This window comes from Sporanaerobacter sp. PP17-6a (assembly GCF_900095615.1).
GTDB classification, from domain to species: domain Bacteria; phylum Bacillota; class Clostridia; order Tissierellales; family Acidilutibacteraceae; genus Acidilutibacter; species Acidilutibacter cellobiosedens.
Window position 1 is genome coordinate 1 of sequence record NZ_FMIF01000017.1, and the last position, 17,233, is coordinate 17,233.

Annotated in this window: 13 protein-coding genes; 11 read left to right on the top strand and 2 right to left on the bottom strand. The window is 32.9% G+C overall.

Translation table 11 applies throughout. The features are described from left to right. Positions 1–345: 345 nt before the first annotated feature. On the top strand, positions 346–1,035 hold the full coding sequence (locus PP176A_RS08425) for an N-acetylmuramoyl-L-alanine amidase family protein (protein ID WP_159429052.1): 690 nt from the start codon (positions 346–348) through the stop codon (positions 1,033–1,035). Positions 1,036–1,163: 128 nt separating this feature from the next. Continuing rightward, positions 1,164–1,706, top strand: coding sequence for a GNAT family N-acetyltransferase (locus PP176A_RS08430; RefSeq protein ID WP_071140036.1), 543 nt, complete (start codon positions 1,164–1,166; stop codon positions 1,704–1,706). A gap of 136 nt (positions 1,707–1,842) precedes the next feature. Here PP176A_RS08430 and PP176A_RS08435 read toward each other — a convergent pair whose 3' ends face one another. Next, positions 1,843–3,540 (bottom strand): sigma-54 interaction domain-containing protein, encoded by a 1,698-nt coding sequence (locus PP176A_RS08435; RefSeq protein ID WP_071140037.1) that lies wholly within the window; start codon positions 3,538–3,540, stop codon positions 1,843–1,845. Positions 3,541–3,966: 426 nt separating this feature from the next. Between PP176A_RS08435 and gcvPA the strand changes: the two genes are divergently transcribed. The 8 genes from gcvPA to PP176A_RS08475 all read left to right on the top strand — a co-directional run bounded on the left by gcvPA (position 3,967) and on the right by PP176A_RS08475 (position 14,400). After that, on the top strand, positions 3,967–5,370 hold the full coding sequence (gene gcvPA, locus PP176A_RS08440) for an aminomethyl-transferring glycine dehydrogenase subunit GcvPA (protein ID WP_071140038.1): 1,404 nt from the start codon (positions 3,967–3,969) through the stop codon (positions 5,368–5,370). Between the two features lie 21 nt (positions 5,371–5,391). Beyond that, a complete protein-coding gene (gene gcvPB / locus PP176A_RS08445) occupies positions 5,392–6,954 on the top strand; it encodes an aminomethyl-transferring glycine dehydrogenase subunit GcvPB (RefSeq protein WP_200796101.1) in 1,563 nt (520 codons plus the stop codon). A gap of 13 nt (positions 6,955–6,967) precedes the next feature. Then, positions 6,968–8,104: an ATP-NAD kinase family protein gene (locus tag PP176A_RS08450; protein ID WP_071140040.1), complete on the top strand. Its 1,137-nt coding sequence runs from the start codon at positions 6,968–6,970 to the stop codon at positions 8,102–8,104. A 53-nt stretch (positions 8,105–8,157) separates the two neighbouring features. Further along, positions 8,158–8,901, top strand: coding sequence for an SDR family NAD(P)-dependent oxidoreductase (locus tag PP176A_RS08455; protein ID WP_071140041.1), 744 nt, complete (start codon positions 8,158–8,160; stop codon positions 8,899–8,901). 22 nt (positions 8,902–8,923) lie between these two features. Further along, positions 8,924–9,889 carry a C-terminal binding protein gene (locus tag PP176A_RS08460; RefSeq protein WP_071140042.1) on the top strand — a complete coding sequence of 322 codons (966 nt, stop codon included), beginning with the start codon at positions 8,924–8,926 and terminating at the stop codon, positions 9,887–9,889. Between the two features lie 19 nt (positions 9,890–9,908). Then, positions 9,909–11,084 (top strand): pyridoxal phosphate-dependent aminotransferase, encoded by a 1,176-nt coding sequence (locus PP176A_RS08465; RefSeq protein WP_071140043.1) that lies wholly within the window; start codon positions 9,909–9,911, stop codon positions 11,082–11,084. A 151-nt stretch (positions 11,085–11,235) separates the two neighbouring features. Further along, the gene (locus PP176A_RS08470) at positions 11,236–12,645 is read left to right on the top strand and encodes a YfcC family protein (protein ID WP_071140044.1); all 1,410 of its coding nucleotides are present in this window, start codon (positions 11,236–11,238) and stop codon (positions 12,643–12,645) included. 126 nt (positions 12,646–12,771) lie between these two features. Continuing rightward, entirely contained in the window at positions 12,772–14,400 is a 1,629-nt protein-coding gene (locus PP176A_RS08475) for an amidohydrolase (RefSeq protein WP_071140045.1), read from the top strand. Positions 14,401–14,569: 169 nt separating this feature from the next. Here the strand turns inward: PP176A_RS08475 and PP176A_RS08480 are convergent, their stop codons facing one another. Continuing rightward, positions 14,570–16,360 (bottom strand): acyltransferase family protein, encoded by a 1,791-nt coding sequence (locus tag PP176A_RS08480; RefSeq protein ID WP_234958886.1) that lies wholly within the window; start codon positions 16,358–16,360, stop codon positions 14,570–14,572. A gap of 701 nt (positions 16,361–17,061) precedes the next feature. Here PP176A_RS08480 and PP176A_RS16230 point away from each other — a divergent pair. After that, complete coding sequence (locus PP176A_RS16230) at positions 17,062–17,229, top strand: hypothetical protein (RefSeq protein ID WP_159429053.1); 168 nt, start codon at positions 17,062–17,064, stop codon at positions 17,227–17,229. Positions 17,230–17,233: the final 4 nt, after the last annotated feature.

Consider the following 17,233-nt stretch of genomic DNA (forward strand, 5'->3'; position numbering starts at 1 on the left):
ATAAGTTTTAAGGAATGTGATATGTTTATGATATATTTGTATGGGGATGATTGTGTGCCAAGACAAGCAAGAGTTATAAGCAGTACCGGAATTATCATGTCTTTAGTTCCCTTATTATCGCAGTATATAAGAAATTCAGGATAGTATTAATATTATCTGTAATCTATATAATATCTAACTGTCTGAGATATTTAAACCAATAGATATATTATTAGATTTAAACTATCTATTTATTTTAGTTTATATTTTAATAATATATATTTTTATTTCAAATATATGTAATAGTATAAGAAAAAAATTATATAAAAGTAGTTTATGCAGTGTTCATAGGTGGGGGGACGAATGTTGTTTAGGAAAAAGAGAGTAGTATTTTTGACCATTTTACTGGGTTTAGTTATATTGATTATTATAAAGGGCATTCCCTTTATAGATAGAAATTTTAAATCTTCGAAGAGAGTAATAGTAGTTGATCCCGGGCATGGAGGTAAAGATCCGGGAACTATCGGGTTTAGCGGTAATTATGAAAAAGAAGTCAATTTAGAGATTTCTAAAAAGCTAAAGAAAAAATTAAAGTCAAATGGCTATAAAGTTATTTTAACCAGAGATAGTGATGAATATGTGGACAATCTGTTAAGAGCGAAGACAGCAAATAAAAAGAGGGCTAGGGTATTTATTAGTATTCATTGCAATTCTATGGAAAATAATAGTTCTGTAGATGGGGTTCAGGTACTTTATTATCCAAATAGAGAAAGTACAATTGGGGATTTAAACAATAATGAATTGGCACAAATTATGATGAATTCAATGGTTAATGGAACCGGAGCTAAGGATAAGGGAATAATAGAAAGAAAAAATTTAATTGTACTGAATCAGACAAAAATGCCGGCAATAATAATTGAGTGTGGATTTTTATCTAATAAAAACGAAGAAAAACTTTTGCTAACAGAGGATTATCAAAATAAGATAGTGGATTCAATAATAGATGGATTGGAAGAGTATCTTAGTCTGAATACTGGTAGTGAAATGAGGAAGTAGAGCTTTATTAAGATGGTAATTGTTATTATGTACAGGATATGCTATGATTACATTAATTTGATTCAAAATTATAATTTATTATGTAACAAAAATTTATATTGTATTTATATATAGGAGGTAAAATTAATATGAGCCTGACGGGTGATAAAATTTTTATTCGCTTTTTTGAAGATACAGATGCAGAAGCTTTACTTGATTTACATTTAAGGAACAGTGAGTTTTTTCAGAAGTATTCGCCAACTTTTGACGATGACTTTTACACAATTGATTCAACACGTAAATATATCAGTGATTCAGTAAAGCAGAGAGAAGAAGATAAAGCCTATTCTTTTGGTATATGCTTAAAAGATAACGGAAAATTGGTAGGTGATATATCCATTTTTCATATATTTCGAGGTTCACTCCAGAAATGTTTGATTGGTTATTCATTGGATAAACAATATAATGGTAATGGATATACCACGGAAGCGGTCTCTTTGGTAGTAGAATTTGCGTTTAATGAATTACACCTACATCGTGTTGAGGCAGGCGTAATGTTAAGCAATATAGGTTCAATGCGAGTATTAGAAAAGGCAGGTTTTCATAGAGAAGGTATAGAACAAAAAGGTGTAAAAATTAATGGCCAATGGCAAGATCATCAGATATTTGCTATAATATCAGATAATAACTAAACTTTATTTAGTTAAGTGCATAAAATTTTATTATATTTAGGAGTAGTATAAAATAATCTGTGTTTTTGTGAAAACAAATTCTCTTTCCTGTTGCTAATATTTACAGGAGATTTTTTTGTATATAAATAATGCGTAACTACATTTTTAATTTTCTATAAAGAGTTCTTAGACTTAAACCAAGCTCCTTTGCAGCTTTTTCTTTCCCTTTGACATCCCATCCATTCTTATCTAAGGCATTTATTATTAATTGATACTCGGTTTCTGAAACCCTATCTTTTATATTTGAGTTAGAATTAACATAGTGTGTAATTCTAGTAGGCAGACTACTAACCTGTATTATTTTTGTTTCCTCCATATTTAAGGCATATTCAATACAATTTTCCAGTTCTCTAATGTTTCCCGGCCAGCTATATGATTTTAATGTTTCTAAAGCCTCATCCGATAAAGAGCTAATTTTTTTATTAAGTCTCTTATTATATACATTTATAAAATGATTTGATAATAACTCTATATCACCTATTCTTTTGATTAGAGGAGGTAAGTGTATTTGAATCACGTTTAAGCGATAAAATAGGTCTTCACGAAATTTATTTTCTTCAATCATTTCTTCTAAATCTCTGTTAGTTGCAGCAATAACTCTGATGTCAATAGGTATAGGTGTTATACTTCCAAGTCTTTGTATTGTATGGTTTTGAAGGACTCTAAGTAGTTTTGCCTGCAGATATAGGGGCAATTCTCCGATTTCGTCAAGAAATATTGTTCCGCTATTGGCCAGTTCAAATATTCCCTGTTTACCGCCTTTTTTAGCTCCCGTAAAAGCTCCTTCCTCATATCCAAATAACTCTGATTCGAATAAAGAATCTGGGATATTTGCACAATTTATTGGTATAAATGGATTATCTTTCCGATTGCTTGTATAATGGATGGCCTCGGCAATCATTTCTTTACCGGTGCCGGTTTTTCCGGTTATAAGGACCGATGATGATGAGGTAGACAATTTTATAATCTTTCTTTTAATTTCATTAATAATATTATCATTTGATATTATTTTTTCAAGATAATTAAAATTTGTAGATACAGATAATACCTTATCTTTTTCGAATTTTAAAGAGTAGCCGATTACCTCATCATAAGATGTTAATGGTGATACGTATATTAATCCGTTAAATGTGTTGAGACTAAAATATCTTTTTATAGGCTTTTTAACGGATAAAATCCAATCCGAAACATCTTTTGGTAATATTTGATATATAGATTGAGCAAATAGATCACAATATGGAAGCAGTTCATTAGTTCCTTTATTACAATAAATCAACATCCCATTTGCGTCTATTAGCAAAAAATATTCATATTCATTTGTAATTAATTCATCTATGGCATTATGTAATATTTGAGAATCTTTTTTTGAAGATTCATTTGAAGCGAACATAGATATTAAATTAGAAATGTAGTCTATAATTTCCACATAATTACTGATGTTCTTTTCTATCGTGACATGTCTTTCTTGAGAAAAAGAAGTCATACTGACTACACCTATTGGAATGCTATTTATTTTTATACAAGATAATATTTCAATAGTAGAAGGACAATTATTCACAAATCTGCATCCAATACATGATTTCATATGGCCGGGCTTATTAACTACAATGTTGCCTTGAGTCAAAACCTCTTCAATAGAAGCCGAATGAACAGTTCGGCCTTTCCTTTTAAGATAGGTCCTTGTACTCGTAATTAAATGTGAATCGGCATCAAAAATTGCATATTCTAAATTTGTTAGATTTGACATTGTTGAAACGATATTATCCAGGCTCGGCCTGATGTCTTTTAAAATCATGATATCCCTCCTATTTGACAAATATGACAATTAATTTGACTTAAATGGCAATTATATATGATTATTTTATCACATTACCGGAAAAGAAAATTAAAAATTTTCAAAAAACATTGGAATATAGCATATAAAAATTTTTAATAAAAAAAGTATAAACTAAAATATTGGTATAAAAAATGCGACGTAATATTATAGTCAAAGATAAATTATCTTTGACAGGTAAAATGACAGTTATATCTGAATATGTTTCAGGAATCGGACTGGAAGCCCGGGGAACTAAAAAGTGGTGATAAAGCTGATACACATTGTACTGTGAAGGGAGGAAGTGTAAAAATTGCTTATATAATGATTTAGCATTATGAATAGCAGGCGCCGCACTTGTTGTTGAAAGTGAAGGAATTGCATAAATTTTAATAGGAGGTACCAAGTATGACAAATCATGGATTTAGAAATCATCCGTATATTCCTAACTCAGATGAGGATGTACAAAAGAAGATGTTAAGGGAAATAGGTTTAAAAAATTTAGAGGATTTACATAGTGAGATTCCTGAAGAATTAAGGTTTAAAAGAAAATTAAACTTACCTGAACCATATACTTCAGAATATGAATTGAAAAGAGAAGTTGAGAAACTGTTACGAAAAAATATATCTTCCAATGAATATATAAATTTTTTAGGGGCAGGCTGCTGGCAGCATTATGTTCCGGCTATTTGCGATGAGATAGCTAATAGAGCAGAATTCCTTTCGGGATATGCCGGAGAACCTTATAATGACCATGGAAGGTTTCAAGCCTTGTTTGAATATGAGTCATTGGTTGCCGAGCTTGTAGATATGGATGTGGTGAATGTTCCTACTTTTGACTGGGCGCAGGCTGCGGCAACTGCGTTGAGAATGTCATCAAGAATAACTTCCAGGGAAGATGCTTTAGTAGTCCGAACTATTAGCAGGGATAAGCTGGATATAATTAAGAATTATTGTGATCCCGGAGTAAATATTATTTTAGTTGACTATGATACAAAAACCGGAATGATTAATATGAATGATTTAAAAAATAAGATATCTGATGAAACTGCCGCAGTTTACTTTGAAAATCCTTCATATTTAGGGTTCATTGAAGAACAAGGAAATGAAATTTCCAAGGTTGCCCGCGATGCCGGAGCACTTTCAGTTGTAGGAGTTGATCCAAGCAGCTTAGGTGTAATGGAGACTCCGTCAGCATATGGAGCAGATATAATTTGTGGAGATTTACAGCCTTTAGGAATGCATATGAATTATGGGGGAGGGCAATCTGGATTTATTGCTACAAGAGATGAAAAGAAATTTGTACTTGAGTTTCCTTCCAGATTATTTGGCATCGCGCCAACTATAAAAGAAGGAGAATACGGATTTGGGGATATAGCATATGAAAGGACTTCCTTTGGAAATTTAAGAGAAAAAGGAAAGGAGTATGTAGGTACTCAAACAGCATTATACGGTATTACTGCAGGGGTTTATCTTTCATTAATGGGTCCCCATGGAATGTTTGATTTAGGGAAAAATATTATGCAGAAATCTCAATATGCCATAGAAGAATTAACTAAGATAGAAGGTGTAAAAGGTTCTAAATTCAGTAATGTAAGCTTTAAGGAATTTGTAGTTGATTTCAATGATACGAATAAGACCGTTAAAGAAATAAATGAAAAATTATTAGCAAAAGGCATATTCGGTGGAAAAGATCTTTCTGAAGAATTCCCTGAATTAGGACAAGCGGCGCTATATTGCGTAACAGAGGTTCATTTAAAAGAGGATATTGATACCTTAGTCAATGAAATAAAAAAAATAGTCAGAGGATAGACAGCAGAAAGGGATGATATGATGAAGCGAATTATTAGAAATTCTAAAATCAGAGATTTCCATCAGGCCAGGTGGAATGAACCAATTATAAATGAGCTAGGGCATAAAGGCGAAAGGGGGATAATAGTTCCTCAAACCGAGGAAGCCATTGAAAGACAGGTAGGAGATGGGATATCTAAACTTCCCCAATCTGTGAGAAGAAAGAAACTGCCTAATTTGCCTGAGATAAATCAAAAGAGAGTTCTCATGCATTATTTGAGGCTTTCACAGGAAACTTTGGGAGGTGATATAAATATTGAAATCGGACAAGGCACATGTACTGTTAAATATAATCCGACAATAAATAACAAAATTGCCGATTCCGAAAAGATGACTGAATTGCACCCCCTACAGGATGAGAGTACTGTCCAGGGGATATTGGAAATCATGTATAAAACCGATTTAATGATGAGAGAGATTTCCGGTATGGATTATTTCAGTTTTCAGCCGGGAGGAGGTTCTCAAGCTACTATGACTATGGCCTCAATAGTCAGGATGTATCATAGGTTACGCGGTGAAGAGGAGCAAAGGGATGAAATCATAACGACTATATATTCTCATCCGTCAGACGCGGCGGCTCCTGCGTTAAAAGGTTATAAGATTATTAAGATTATGACGGATGAGAAGGGTCATCCTGATTATGAGGCATTTAAGGCTGCGGTGAACAATAGAACGGCTGCATTTGTCGCAGCCAATCCGGAAGATACCGGAATATTTAACCCAAGGATAAAGGAATTTACTGATTTAGTTACTAAAGCCGGTGGTCTGAATTGCTATGATCAAGCTAATGCAAATGGTTTGTTTGGAGTGGCGAGAGCTAAAGAAGCAGGTTTTCAAATGTGTTATTTTAACCTTCACAAATCTTTTGGAACTCCTCATGGCTGCGGAGGGCCCGGTTCAGGTGCTGTCGGAGTCATTAAGGAATTGAAAGATCTTTTGCCGAAACCGTTGGTTGATTTTGACGGGAAGAAATATTATTTAAACTATAATATTAAAAACAGCATTGGAAAAGTTAAGTCTTTTATTGGAACACCCCAGGTAGTGTTAAAAGCATATTCTTGGATTATGAGCATGGGCGCTGAAGGATTGTATGAGGTTGCAAAGATTGCAGTTTTGAATAATGTTTATTTAATTAAAAAGTTATTGAAGTATAAAGGCCTTACAGTTCCATATGATGTAAATATTCAAAGAATCGAGCAAGCCAGATATTCAATGGAACAGATAACTAAGGATACCGGAATAGGTATTGAAGATATTACAAGAAGAGTAATGGACTTCGGAACGCATATTTGGTCAAGCCATCATCCCTTTTATATTCCCGAACCTATAACACTGGAACCAACAGAATCTCCGTCTAAGGAAGATTTGGACGAGTATATAGAGACAATACATCACATATTGGATGAAGCCTATAATAATCCCGAGATAATTCATAGTGCTCCAAACAATAGTACAATTCATCAGGTTGATGAATCGAGCCTCGATGATCCTGATGAGTGGTGTCCGACGTGGAGAGTATATCTAAGAAAAACTAAGACTGATTAGCCAGGTATGTAATATGAAAACTATTGGCTTAATTATAAATCCGATATCCGGTATGGGTGGAAAGGTAGGGCTGAAAGGAACAGACGGAGCGATTACTTTAAATAAGGCTGTTAAACTTGGAGCTGTTAGGGAGGCTCCATGCAAAGCCTTGAAAGCATTAGAAAAGTTAATTCCGTTGAAAGATGATTTACTGATACTGACTTCATCAAATGATATGGGAGAAATTCAATGTAAATCTTTGGGATTTAACTATAAGATTGTGTACAAGACCGGAAATTTTACAAATTACCGTGATACTATAAATGCCGCAAGGATTTTTGAGAAATTAGGCGTTGAATTGATACTCTTCGCAGGTGGTGACGGTACTGCAAGAGATATTTATAAGGCCGTGGAAATTAGAATTCCTGCTTTAGGAATTCCCACAGGGGTGAAAATCCATTCTCCTGTTTATGCCAACACTCCGGAATTAGCGGGTGATTTGGCTCTTATGTATTTAAAAAACGGTAATTTATGCTTGAAAGATGAAGAGGTCATTGATATTGACGAAAAAGAATTCAGAAATAATAGGGTGGTAACGCGTCTGTTCGGATATTTGAAGGTTCCGTATAAAAAGAGACTGCTGCAGAATAAAAAATCTCCGACTCCTTTAGGAGATGAAGAAAGCCAGAAAGCGATTGCCCTTGATATTATAGATAATATGCTGGAAGGTGTTTATTATGTTATAGGACCGGGGACTACAACGAGAGCAATAATGGAGGAATTGAACTTACCCAACAGCCTTCTCGGAGTAGATATAATTAGAGATAGAAAAATAGTGAAACTGGATTGCAATGAAAGCGATATTTTAGACATTGATTTAGAACGTGTTTGTAAACTGGTTATTGCGCCAACAGGCGGTCAGGGATATCTGCTGGGGAGGGGCAATCAGCAGATCAGCTCTCGAGTAATATCTAGAATTAAAAAAGAAAATATAATAATTATATCATCAAATAGCAAGATTATCGAGTTAAGAGGAAATCCGCTTTTTGTATATACAGGTGACCCTGCAGTCGATAAATACTTAGAGGGCTATTACAGGATTAAAGTTGGTTATGGGAATGATCTTATATATAAAGTTTCAGGAGGTGAGGATGGTAAGACTTTGCTCTAAAATTTCAAAATATTTTGCATAATATTATTTATTTAATGAACAGGAGGATGAGTATGGCTAAATACGAAGATTTAAAAGGCAAAAGAGTAATTGTAACAGGAGGGGCAAGCGGTATAGGTTTTGCTACCGCTAAACGGTTTGCGCAAGAGGGAGCAAAAGTTGTAATTTTTGATGTAAACAAAATTGCTTTAAAAGAAGTTCTTTTAAGTAACCCGGAACTAATCGGAGGGGAAGAGGTAGATGTTTCAAATGAAGAAAGTGTAAGAAATGGTTTTTTAGGATCTGATGAACTTATAGGAGGTATTGATGTTCTTGTTTCCAATGCGGGAATTAGCATAAGAAATTTATTTAAAGATACAACTTATGAACAATGGAAAAGAGTGTTGGATATAAACTTGGGCGGGATGTACTTATGTGCAAAGGAAGCATTGAAGAGAATGGCGGATCAAAAATCAGGAGTAATACTTTTCACAGCTTCAACGAATGGAATGGAAGGACATCCTTTCTATGCAGATTATAATGCTTCCAAAGCCGGTGTTATATTGCTTGGAAGAACTTTGGCCTTGGAATACGCTCCTTATATTCGAGTAAATTCTGTTTGTCCGGGATATGTATTGACTCCAATGCAAAGAGCAGAATATACAGAAGAAATGTTACAAAAAGTAAATGAGGGCATACCTATGAAAAGGCACGCAAAGCCTGAGGAGGTAGCTGGATTATATGTATTTTTGGCATCTGATGAAGCTCAATATATTACTGGACAGCATATTCCATTAGATGGCGGAGAAACAGCTTAATAATTAAAAAAGGAGGCATGTCATGAAATCATTAATTGCAATTTTCAGTTATATGAAACAAGATGAAATAGATATAGAGAAGGAAATTTTAAAAGGAACTGATACGGTTGTTGAGTTTTTCAATTCAGAAGAAGAAATAGAAAAAAGATTTAAGGAAATTAGTGTCCTAATCTTAGCTAATCCTGAAATTAAGCGAGATACAATAAACAGATTGAGCAATTGTAAAGCAATTATCAGACGTGGCGTTGGGGCTGATAACATAGATATAAAATCGGCAACAGAAAACAAAATTATTGTATGTAATGTACCTGATTATTGTTCTTCTGAGGTCTCGGATTTAGCTCTTGGATTAATTCTCAGTTTGGTAAAAAGAATTCCGAATTATATCTCAGATGTGAAAAATGGTATTTGGCATATAGATAGTCCGAAAGTATTGCCTCTGTCAAGGGGATTGCAAAATATGACTCTGGGCTTAGCAGGATTTGGCGGTATTTCAAGAGCTCTTGCTAAGAAAACCAAGAGTTTATTCAGAAATATTATTTCTTCTGACCCATATGTTTCATCTGATATAGCAAAGGAATATGGTGTAGAACTTGTTTCCATGGATAAATTATTTAAATTATCCGATGTTATCTCTTTGCATATGCCAAATACTAAAGAAACTTATCACTTTGTTAATGATGAATTATTGTCTTCTATGAAGGAATCTGCATATTTAGTAAATACTGCCAGAGGACAACTGATTGATGAAATAGCATTGTATAAGGCTTTAAAGAATAGAAAGATTGCAGGGGCTGCATTAGATGTAACAGAGATAGAACCCCCAGAAGTAGATAATCAGCTTTTAGAGTTAGATAACCTATTTATTACTCCACATATTGGATTCTATTCTTTAGATTCCTTTAAAGAATTAAGAATAAAGGCAGCAGAAGAAGCGAGGAGAATCATTATGTCAGAAAAACCACTTCATCAAATAAACCATTTTTAAATATGAAGGAGGTCATGTGATGAAATTACCAACCAAAAGAATGAGTAATATTCCATTTACTGGAGGAATACGAGAAATTTTAAGCAAAGCCGATAAAATGGAGAAAGAAGGTAGAAAGATAATCCACTTGGAAATTGGAAGGCCTGATTTTGGTTCTCCAGAAGTTGCAATACAAGCTTTAATTAAATCAATTAAGGCTGGCCAAATGCATTATAGCGATATTTCAGGAGTTGAAGAGCTTAGAGCTGCAATCGCAGACAATATTAAAAGAACAATCGGAATTGAAGTAAATCCTTATAATGAAATAGTTGTAGGAGTTGGAGCAGTAGAAGGATTAATAAATTCTATGATATCATTACTTGATGTTGGAGATGAAATCATATTTTTGACGCCGTGCTTTCCAGCATACTTTGATGAAGCTTTTTTAGCAGGGGTTATACCTGTAGAGGTGCCTCTTAAGTTTTCAGATAACTATTCACTAGATATTAATGAATTGAAAAGAAAAGTAACAAATAAAACAAAAATGATATTAATTAATAGTCCAAATAATCCTACCGGTGCTATATTGTCAAGAGAAGACTTGGAGAAAATAGCTCAAATTGCTATTGAGAATGACTTATTCGTTGTATCTGATGATGCTTATAGTGAATTCTATTTTGATCAGAAGTGGACAAGCATAGCTACTATACCCGGAATGAGAGAAAGAACTATAATAGTAAATACTACTTCAAAAGCATTTTCAATGACCGGTTGGAGAGTTGGTTATACGATTGCTCGGCCTGAGATAACAAGGTATTTATGCAAGACTCACCAGAACATGACTACGCAACCAAGCACCTTTGCCCAATATGGCGCTGTTGCGGCATATGAGAGTGGTAAATCTTGGACTGAAATGATGGTTAAAGAATTTAAGAGAAGACGGGATTTAGTTATAAGATATTTAGATCAGATACATGGAATAGATTACATCAAGCCTGAAGGAGCATTCTACTTTTTTTTATGTATTGATAAATTAAATATGAGTTCAGATGAATTTTGTGATTATATTATAAGAGAAGCAGGGGTTGCCTTAGTTCCCGGAGATGCATTCAAAGGCGAGAAAGGCCGCCATTTTGTCAGACTAGCGTATGCAAATTCTTACGAAAACATTGAAGAAGGTATGAAAAGAATAAAGAAAGCTATAGAAAAATTATAATTTATTATATTGCATTTGAAACAATTACTCTGTTCATAAACGATGAGCTTAAGTAATTAGTGGATTTAGGAACAATTTAATACGTCAAAAGGGAATTAAGCAAAAAGTATATAAAACTTATTAGAGCTAAAAACAAGAAAGAAGGGAGATTATGGAACATACTAAAATAAAGAAAAAGAGATTTGAAATGCCACATGTATATATAATATTAATGTCAATGATGTTATTGGTAATAATTATGTCATTTATCGTGCCAAGTGGAGAATATGTAAGAACTGTTGATCCTGTGACAGAAAATACAATTGTGGACCCTGATAGTTATCATACAGTTGAAAAACCGACACCAACTTCCCCATTAGGTTTCGGGGTAGCAATTTATAACGGTGCTATGAATGCAGCGTCAATATTTTTTCAAATAATAATGGTTTGTGGTACGTTGGAATTTCTCCAGACAACAGGTGCATTTGAGGCTGGTGTAGGAAAATTAGTTAATACGTTCTCTAATCATATTAGTTTACTTCCGGCTGTAATTTTATTAATTTTTACAATTTTAGGGAATATAGGAATGCAGGATGGATGTCTTCCGTTATATCCAATAGCCGCAGGTATAATGATTAGAGCTGGATATGATAAAGTATCTGCAGTGGGAGCAGGTATCTTGGGAGAGGCTATAGGTTTTAGCGGTGGTGCATTAAACATGTTTACTGTGGGAATATCACAGGAAATATTAGGAATACCGATATTTTCAGGTTTTTCGTTTAGATTGATGGCTTCGACATTATTTTATATAGTAACCGTTTCATACTTATTATGGTATTGCAAAAGAATTAGAAAAGACCCCACAAAAAGTGTAATTGCTGATGAATATATTAATCAATTGTCAACACAAAAAGAATCCGAATCATTACCCTTAACTTGGCAGAGGTCTGTTGCATTAATAGGATTGCTTATTGCAGTGATATTACAGGGGTATGGTCCTCTTAAATTAGGTTGGGGGATTGCTGAAATAACATCTTTATATGTGATTCTAACGTTTGTTATTGTAATTATATTCAAAATCAATCCTAATAAAGCATGCGAAATTTACATGGAAGGTGCAAAAAATATTCTTCCTGCAGCCTTTGTTTTGGCATTTTCAAATGCAATTTTAGTATTAATGAATAATGCTAAAATCATAGATACCGCTATCCATACGTTAGTTCAGGCACTTGAAGGAAAAGAAGAAATTGGGATTTTAATAATCCTATTCTTCGCAATTATGGCTTTTGAATTTTTAGTTTCATCCGGCACTGGAAAGGCCATGCTGATTATGCCAATTTTAAAACCGATTGGTCAGATAATAAATATGAGCAGGCAGCTTATAGTCGTTGTATATCAGTACGCAGAGGGCGCTACACAATATATTTGGCCCACATCCGGTACTCTTTTAGCTGCACTTGGGCTGTGTAAAGTTAGATATCAGGATTGGGTTAAATTTGCATGGAAACCGATTTTGTTGATAACTCTTACAAACATTGTGATGGTTATATTGGCATATAAATTACAAATAGGACCTTTTTAACTACTATTCAAGATTAAGAAAATAGATGCTAAAATTAAAATGTTAGAATAGCTTAATCTATTTTTAAAAGCTAAGACAATCAGATTAAGCTATTCTAAGTAAATATAAAATAAAAGGTGAGTGTATATGAATTTAATTATATTAAACGGAAATATTTATACAATGAATAAAAGAAATCCAAAAGCAGAAGCATTATTTATTGAAGATGGAATATTTAAGAATATAGGATCTAATAAAGAGATTTCAGAATTAATAAATAAAAGCAGCCTTGTAATTGATGCAGATGGGAAAACCATATTACCGGGTTTTATAGATAGCCACATGCATTTAGCCATGTTTGGTTCAAATCTGTATGAATGTAATTTAGTAGGGACAAAATCAATAGAGGAATTAATTAATAAAGTTAAGGATTATATTTCTTCAAAGAAAATTCCGAAAGGAGACTGGGTAATCGGAAAGGGATGGAATGAAGACTATTTTAATGTTAAAAGACTTCCTAACAGATATGACTTAGATAAAATTTCAAAAGAACATAATATTTGTTTAACCAGAGGATGTTATCATATGTGTGTCGTAAACAGTAATGTTTTGGATGAAATTGGGATCAACAAGGAAAATCATGAGATAAATAATGGAATTTTTGATATAGACCAGAATAGTGTTCCAACAGGTATTTGCAGAGAGAGTGCAATGAAGTTGGTATACTCTAAGCTGCCTAAGGTATCTAAAGATAGGTTTAAAGAATATATAAAGCTTGCATCAAACTATGTATTATCAAGAGGTATTACTTCTTTATGCACTGATGATTTTATGCTACCGGGAATAGAGTGGCAGAATGTTATTGATTCGTATACTGAAATGAACAGAGACGGTGAACTAAAAATCAGAGTCTATGAACAATGCCTGCTTCCAACCTTAGAATATATTAAGGAATTTGCTTCTAAAGGATATAAGACCGGGATTGGCGATGATCATTTTAAAATCGGACAGCTAAAAATATTAACTGATGGGAATTTAGGAACCAGAACGGCTTATTTATCGGAACCGTACAGCGATGACAATTCTACTTTCGGGATACCGCAATACACACAAAATGAACTGGATAATTTGATTTTAACTGCAACTGAATCCGGATTGCAAATTGCTTCCCATGCTATAGGAGATAAATCCATAAATATGGTTATTGATGCTTTGGAAAAATTACCGGAAGAATATAAGAAAAGAGATTTAAGAAGCAATATTGTGCATTGTCAGGTTACCAATGACAGGCTGCTGAAAAAATTTAAGAAATTGAACATTGTTGCTAATGTGCAACCTATATTCTTAAACTATGATATTCATATGGCTGAATCTAGGCTTGGGCCAAGCAGAATTACTAATTCATACAATTGGAAGACATTATTGAACGAAGGCATAAAAGTGGCATTGGGTTCGGATAGTCCCGTTGAGCTGCCTGATACAATGCTTGGTATATATTCGGCAGTAACCAGAAAGGATTTAAATGGCTTCCCAAATGGAGGATGGTTTCCGGAAGAAAAATTGACAGTTGATGAAGCACTTCATGGATTTACTATTGATGCTGCATATTCTTCTTTCAGCGAAGATATTAAAGGTTCAATAGAAATTGGGAAATTAGCCGATTTTGTTGTATTATCAGAAAATATATATGAAATTGAACCTGAAAATATTAAGAATGTTAAGGTCTTGAAAACTTTTATTGATGGTAAGTTAGTATTCGATATCGAAAAGATTTAGGTATATTAGGATAATAAGAAATGCTTCGGATGGATTCAATAAATCCATCTACAAAAATATCGATACACAGGGCAAAACAGTAGGAAAAGCTGAGGATTATAAATTAAAGGAAGATAATTGCTGTAAAAGCTATATATATAATAAATATACCTGGTACTGTAAAATATTATTATATTTTTAGGTTCTCGATAATAAGGCTTTCTAAGGATTCAACTCCTTTGGAATTTAAATGTACACCATCTTGGTCAAAGTACTCAGGATGTTTAGAAGCCGTAGAATACCAGTCAATTAATGTCACATTTTCCCGTTCTTCAGCTTTTTCTTTTAAGATTTTGTTGACCTTGCTTTCCCAGGAACGTGGCACACGAATATTTATTAAAAAGATATGTGATTTTGAGAAAGAATCAAGCAATTTATCAATTTGTTTATTTGTAAAATAGCCATTTGTTCCTAATTCAATGATAACCGCTTTATCAGAATCATTAAATGTGGTATACTTAGCAGCTAAGGTTGCTGCTTCCGACATTTGCCTTCCAATTTTTCCGTCGATTGTAATGTTATTATATTTTTCGTTAAGGCTTGGAGCAATATCTAATATAATAGAATCTCCAATAGCTAATATATCCTTATAAGTTCCATTTTCTGCTGATGAGGTTTTTTCATCATTTTCAGTAGATACTTTTATATCCTTTTTATTGAGGTTTTTATTAGAAGCTTTTTTTTCGGGAGTTTGAGCTGTATTTATTTCGGATGAATATGCTTCGGCCTTTTCTAAGTTTGATTTTATTTTTGCCATACTGGTAATACCAATAGCAAGGGACATGATCACTAAAAATGATATTATAGTGGTAGTTTTTTTTGCTGAGATTAAGTAATGGCAATATTCTCGAAACCCAAATTTTCGTATTGGCAGCTCTATAAAACGATATGAGAATTCTGCAATAATACATGTAATAATTAGTTGAAAAAAGACACGTAAGTATGATGGGTTTCCTATTTCATAAATAAGGGTACTTAAGACCATAATAGGATAATGCCAAAGGTATATTTCATAGGATCTTGTACCAATCCAGCGCATAGGTTTCCACGAAAGTATAGGACCTAAAATTCCTTGTGGATGACAAACACATGCTATAAGTAAAGCCGTGTTTAAACTAAACAGAAATAATCCGCCTCTGTATAAAAAGGAATTATATTCATCTATAAATATGACACTAAAAATAAAGATAGAAAAAGAAATAATGCTTATGAGTTTTAACTCATTTTTTTGTTTCGGAGAAACTTCCTTAGTGAAATGTTTCTTGTTTGCCAAAACAGTTGCTAAAAAGCTTCCTATTAATAATTCAAAAGCACGAGTATCTGTGCCATAATATACACGGCTTGGGTCGGCAGTTGGATCATAAAGTATACCCATCAAAGTTGCTGAAAGCAAAGCTCCAATAAAAACTATACGTGAAAACTTGCCGATTTTTTTAGTGATTTTTAGTCCTATTATAAGTATAAATGGCCATAAAATATAGAATTGCTCCTGTACTGCCAAAAACCACATATGTTTCAAGGGAGATGGTGAGCCAAAGCTATCAAAGTAAGAAATCTTGTGAAAAATAAACCACCAATTAGTTGTATATGAAATAGAAGACATTGCATCTCCTAAGAGGCTTGTCAAAAGTCTATGGTTAAAAAGTATTACCCATAAGACAGTGACTATAATCATTAAATAAGCAGATGGTAATATTCTGCAAAGACGATCTTTCCAAAAAGTTTTTACTTTAAAATTTTCTCCTGTTAATAAAATTTTAGAGGTTACTAAATAACCAGATAGGACAAAAAAGATATCAACTCCTAAAAAACCACCTTTAGCCCAACTAAAGGTGAAGTGATAAAAAACTACAGATAAAATTGCAAAGGCGCGAAGTCCATCTAATCCTGTTATGTAACGACGATTGTGTATAGTGTTCAATATGAAATCTCCTCTACTTCCTATAATATTAATTATAACCTCTAACTTAAGTATATTAGTCTATGGTTTAAAAAAGGTTTCAAATAAGTTATATAAAGATTACAATATAGTTACAAATATTATTGCTTCATCTGTAAACATGGATGAGATAACAAAAAAATGTGGAATATCTAAAGAATTACAGCAGTTTACTACTGAGATACCGAATATGTTCTTCGAAAATTCAGAAGAAATTAAAGCCAAGATAAAGAAATATAATGTATATTTATATATTATCAGTTTATATATTTAATTTCATTGGTAATTAGCGGATGGTTTTCCAAAGTCATATAGATGGAAGAGGGCTGAGAAAATGTTTAACAAAATGGTTTGTGAAAACGGCGTTTATGATGAAAATATCATTAGAAATAATGTTGATAAAATTATAATTTTTTATAAGATATATTTTGAGATAAATAAAAGTAATTGAGGAATTATTTTCGATGGATATTGATTATATAAAAGTAAATAAGTTATAATTGAATTTAAATCAATGATATCAAACTTTGTAACATTTTGTAATAAATGATTTTAATAAAAAATTAGTAGCATTTATTACTTTAGCACTTTTAATTTATAATTCGGAGAAAAAAGTTATCTTTTAATTATGAGGTTATAAACTTATATTGTTTGATATTAATGGGAGAGGAGTTCGGTATAAGATGAAGAAAGTTGTTATTGGAGGGGTTTTATCATTAATCGGAACATTAGGCTTATTAACTGTTTGTATCATAGTTGCAAATGATGTGGTGTCGGGATGGAGTACACCGCCTGGGCGTTTTATGACTACGGTATTTTCTTTAGGAATGACTCCTATATTGGTGTTTTAAGGCG

Coding starts and splice junctions, on each gene's coding strand:
- PP176A_RS08430 (WP_071140036.1), top strand. CDS start 1,164: ATGAGCCTGACGGGTGATAAAATTTTTATTCGCTTTTTTGAAGATACA.
- PP176A_RS08435 (WP_071140037.1), bottom strand. CDS start 3,540: ATGATTTTAAAAGACATCAGGCCGAGCCTGGATAATATCGTTTCAACA.
- gcvPA (WP_071140038.1), top strand. CDS start 3,967: ATGACAAATCATGGATTTAGAAATCATCCGTATATTCCTAACTCAGAT.
- gcvPB (WP_200796101.1), top strand. CDS start 5,392: ATGAAGCGAATTATTAGAAATTCTAAAATCAGAGATTTCCATCAGGCC.
- PP176A_RS08450 (WP_071140040.1), top strand. CDS start 6,968: ATGAAAACTATTGGCTTAATTATAAATCCGATATCCGGTATGGGTGGA.
- PP176A_RS08455 (WP_071140041.1), top strand. CDS start 8,158: ATGGCTAAATACGAAGATTTAAAAGGCAAAAGAGTAATTGTAACAGGA.
- PP176A_RS08460 (WP_071140042.1), top strand. CDS start 8,924: ATGAAATCATTAATTGCAATTTTCAGTTATATGAAACAAGATGAAATA.
- PP176A_RS08465 (WP_071140043.1), top strand. CDS start 9,909: ATGAAATTACCAACCAAAAGAATGAGTAATATTCCATTTACTGGAGGA.
- PP176A_RS08470 (WP_071140044.1), top strand. CDS start 11,236: ATGGAACATACTAAAATAAAGAAAAAGAGATTTGAAATGCCACATGTA.
- PP176A_RS08475 (WP_071140045.1), top strand. CDS start 12,772: ATGAATTTAATTATATTAAACGGAAATATTTATACAATGAATAAAAGA.
- PP176A_RS16230 (WP_159429053.1), top strand. CDS start 17,062: ATGAAGAAAGTTGTTATTGGAGGGGTTTTATCATTAATCGGAACATTA.